The sequence below is a fragment of the Photobacterium sp. OFAV2-7 genome (assembly GCF_022347985.1).
Taxonomy (GTDB): Bacteria; Pseudomonadota; Gammaproteobacteria; order Enterobacterales; family Vibrionaceae; genus Photobacterium.
Genome location: NZ_JAKRFQ010000487.1, coordinates 1 through 3849 on the forward strand (window position 1 = coordinate 1; position 3849 = coordinate 3849).

Sequence of the window (3849 nt, forward strand, 5' to 3'; positions counted from 1 at the left end):
ATTGACAAAATAAAAGGATAGAGATTGTATTTGTAATACAATCTCTGGTACTAATAGCCCCGATGGAATGTTGTGAGGGAACAACGACAATTACTAATCTATAAAGAGTTTTATGCCAGAGCCTTCAAAGTTGATAGCGCGTTTTTCAATTCTATTAATCATGCTTGCTGCCGTGACGTTTTCCTATCGTTCAATGGCTGGCCAAGACAGCAACCAGCCCTGTACCCATTTCTTGAAGTCGATATCAAGCGACAAGGAACAGCCTTTGCTGGATCTTTATGTACAGTCTTTAATTGCACCTAAAAAAGCAGAACAGCGCCTGCCGGCAGTGGCAAAAAAAATAGATCCTTCTTATTCCTCAGTAAGACAGGCGATATTTTTGCTGGTTAAGTACAACATTGAGCAGGCCGAAGGTGACAATGATATTAAGGCAATGAGCTATATTCGCGAGCTAAAGCAGCTTGGCGAGAAAACTGGTAGTAAATGGATGGTCGCTGAGGCATGGTTGGCTGAAGCGGCTGAGCTGGTGGATAAGCGAAACTACGAACTGGCGGAATCAACGGTTGCTGTAGTTGTCGAGCTGGCGAGGGAGCTGGAGTATTCATCCTTGCTTGCCCGTGCGCTGAAGTGGCAGGGAAATATCTATATTGACCGTTCGGAATATAAGCAGGGACTACAGAGCTACCAGAATGCGTATGAGATTTTCCTCGGGTGCGGCGACAAGCTGCAAATAGCCCGCGTTCTATCCAATATTTCAACGGTTTATATACGTATGGAGGAGTGGGACAAAGCTGATCACTACCTGAGCCAGGCGTTGGATATCTATCATGAGCAGGCATTTTCCAATCCATTTGCCGAGGCAATACTCCATATCAATGGCAGTGTTATTACTAAGTATTTAAATAGACCAGACGAGCGTGTTGCTCATATTAACGAAGCGATGAAAATGGCGGCAAAAACCAGCTCTTACCGTGTGAAACTGACAGCCCTCATGAATCTGTCTGCCATGCAACAGGATCACGGGATGCCACAGGAGGCGATGGAGAGTTCAATAGCTTGCCTGAAGTTGGCAGAAACATATAACGAGCCCCGTGGTATCGCCAATTGTAATGAAAGCCTGGCTGAGTCGTATTTGTTGTTAAATCAAACTGATCAGGCACTTGAACATGCCTTTCTTGCCCTGGATACCTATGAAAAAAGGAAAAATCGCAAGCGCTACATCTACGTGAGTAATATTATTGCTAATATTTATGAGACATCGGGCGATTTCGAGCTGGCTCTCAAATATTACAAACAGTATGCAGTACAAGGCAAAGAGTACTTGTTTGATGCAAGAAGGAAAGAGCTGTTTGATTTACAGGAGCGGTTTGAAGCGAAAGAAAAAGAACACGAAATCGTGTTGTTGAAAACGGAGAATGCCTTGAGCTCAGCGCGTCTTGCAGAGCAGGAAGCCCGTGAGAACATGCTAAAGGTCGGCACTGTATTAATTTTGATTGTGCTGTATTTACTTTATCGTCGCTACAGCAGTATTAGCCGCAACAATATCGCTTTGGAGCAATCAAATGCGGAACTGGCCACCCAGTCGATGCAAGATCCTCTGACTCGTCTTAACAACCGCCGTTATCTTGAAAGGTGGTTGACAACCATTTCTTCAAGACCTGAGCAAAGTACTGCTCTTGTGGTATTGCTAGACATTGATCATTTCAAATCTATCAATGACAAGCTGGGGCATGATGTTGGTGATCAGGTGCTGATCTTGCTGGCTCAGCGAGTAAAAAAAGCATCGTGTAGCGGGGATCTGAGTGTTCGCTGGGGAGGGGAAGAGTTCGTGTTGATAATTCATACACCTGAACATGAAGCCGATAACATTCTGGCGCGTCTAAGCACGGCTATTTCTGAAACCGCTTTTTCTACCAGCGCTGGAGATATCACTGTCACTGTTTCTATGGGGGCAGTATTTACAGCGTCCCAGCAGCAGTTACAGATTGAATGGGATGCAATTATGGTGGCAGCCGACAAATCGCTTTACAGCGTAAAAGAGGCAGGAAGAAATGGATACAAATTAGTAAATTACCCATGTTGAGTACACGGTTTACGGGGTATCCTTTACAGCTTGTGGTATTTCTTCTCTGTTGGTAGCGCCCGTGATTTGTTGCGTCTGGAAAGGGTAAATTGATATTCTTTGATGGAATGAAACTGCGACTGTTAATGGAAAATGAGAATAAAAACTCTTGCACCTGCCAAGCTAAGTACAAGAACAGCTCTATTGTTTGGGGCCGGCTTATTTGCGATTGCTGCTATCTGCTTGTTTTGTGCCCGTTATTTTTTTCTCATGAACCTCAATGACATCGAACGCCAGCAGATTCTTAAGGATAACTACCAGGCTAAAGCCGTCATCGATATTCTTGTTCGTGGTCAGGGAGAGCGTTCATATGACTGGGCAAACTGGGATGAAAGCTATCAGCTTGTGATCAAAGGTGACGATGCCTACCGGGATCGAAATCTGAACTTTGATGGGCTGAAAAACCTTGAACTTGATTTGATGCTCTTTGTCAGCAAAGAAGGTGAGATCATTGAAAGCTCGATGGCAAATGGGCATGGCCGCACTTCGAAGGTTTCACCTGACATCCTTCATCAGCTGTTGTCCTTGCAGGGGATAGGTGCCTACCTTGATGCCCTAACTCAAGGTCACCTTTCTGAAAACAAAGTTAAATCAGGACTGATATCAATATCGGGTAAAGTGCTGGTCGTCAGCGTGACGCCGATTCGAAACAGCCTTGCCAATACACCGGTTGGCGGCTGGCTGATTTGGGGACGCTATTTATCAGCCGTTTTCCCGAGTCAATTCGAGGAAGTACTATCTGCGGAAAATACACTGGTAGCAATAACACCGCAAGACACCCTTGAGGGTAAGCTAGTTCCTCTTACTCAAATTGAGAATAACGGGAAAGACCTGGCTGCATGCGTTGTGCTCAATGATTTCAATGGCAATCCATTGGCCATTCTAAAAAGCAGTCGGCCACGAACTATCTATCAGGAAGGTAACCAGCTTATTATTTGGCTGGCTGCGGCCATGCTTATTTCCTCTGTGATTACCGGTGTACTGACTTTGCTCGCGTTTCGCCGAAAAGTGAGTAGCCGTTTTATCGCGTTAGAAAAAGCACTTGAGGCCCTGATCCGGGACGAGTACAGCACCCCGATGAAAGTCGATGGTAACGATGAGTTCTCGATGGTAGGCGAGGTTATTAACCAAATCCTGACAAAATCATCTCATACCGACTCAGCCCTTAATGATGTTGCTCAAAAGTTTGAAGCCTTGTATCGCACCAGCAACCTTGGGCTGGTCATTGTTCTTGATGGTCAAATTGTTGATGCCAATGATACCTTAGCCTCTATTTTGCACTATCCGTCCGGGAGGGTACTTGTCGGTCAGCCTTTACTGAATATCTGTTCGGAGTCAGGTGCGCAAAGTTGTAAGGTCGACGCCATGTATCAAGCAGTAGCCGCCGGGCAAAGACACTTTGATACGGATATGCTGGCAGCGGACGGCAGCTTGATCGCCTGCAAGTTGGAAGTGACTCCCATTAAACAGCAAAATGGCGAGGCGCTGATGCTGTCCGTTAAAGATGTCAGCCACCAGAAAAAGCAGGAAGGGTTGATAAAACAACTCGAAAAATACGACACGGTAACGGGGCTGGCTAATCGCCAAACCCTGTATAAGTTGCTTGCGGCTAAACTGGCCGACAAACAGCAAGGCTCACAACCTATTTCGCCGGCGCTGATTTATATCCGGATAGAGCGGTTTAATATTGTCGCCGGCGCATTCGGGCACCAAATGGCCGATGAGGT

At 45.9% G+C, this 3849-nt stretch carries 2 protein-coding genes; both read left to right on the top strand.

The window, feature by feature from the left end:
• The first annotated feature begins 112 nt into the window (after window positions 1-112).
• Window positions 113-2083: a diguanylate cyclase gene (locus MHN01_RS19520; protein ID WP_239412878.1), complete on the top strand. Its 1971-nt coding sequence runs from the start codon at window positions 113-115 to the stop codon at window positions 2081-2083.
• Between the two features lie 132 nt (window positions 2084-2215).
• On the top strand, window positions 2216-3849 hold a 1634-nt coding region (locus MHN01_RS19525; protein ID WP_239412879.1), incomplete at its 3' end, for a CHASE4 domain-containing protein.

Bases quoted from the DNA above. Each gene is read 5' to 3' on its own strand.
- MHN01_RS19520 (WP_239412878.1), top strand. From the start codon at position 113: ATGCCAGAGCCTTCAAAGTTGATAGCGCGTTTTTCAATTCTATTAATC.